Origin of the sequence: Psychrobacter sp. 78a-MNA-CIBAN-0178 (assembly GCF_040309625.1) — a bacterium.
GTDB classification, from domain to species: Bacteria; Pseudomonadota; Gammaproteobacteria; order Pseudomonadales; family Moraxellaceae; genus Psychrobacter; species Psychrobacter okhotskensis.
Window position 1 is genome coordinate 1 of the sequence record NZ_JBEOOZ010000201.1, and the last position, 239, is coordinate 239.

At 41.4% G+C, this 239-nt stretch carries 1 protein-coding gene; it reads left to right on the forward strand.

Features of this window, described 5'->3' with window-relative positions; all coding sequences use genetic code 11:
• Positions 1-214 (forward strand): integrase core domain-containing protein (locus AAEY80_RS14835; protein WP_350588636.1); only part of this gene is annotated, 214 nt, incomplete at its 5' end.
• Positions 215-239 lie beyond the last annotated feature (25 nt).

Here is a 239-nt window from a genome sequence, read left to right on the forward strand (position 1 = left end):
CGCCCCAACTGAGCGCTTCTTTAGAAGCTTTAAAACAGAATGGATGCCAAAGGGCGGTTATGAGAATATCGCTGAGGCTAAAAGTGCCATTAGTGATTATATCTGGGGCTACTATCAAACCGTGAGACCGCACACTTTCAACAATTATTTAACACCAGCTGAAACAGAAAGACGTTACTTTAATCAAAACCTCTTATCAGGTGTCCTAAATTAGTTGACCACTACAAACACTGCTACTG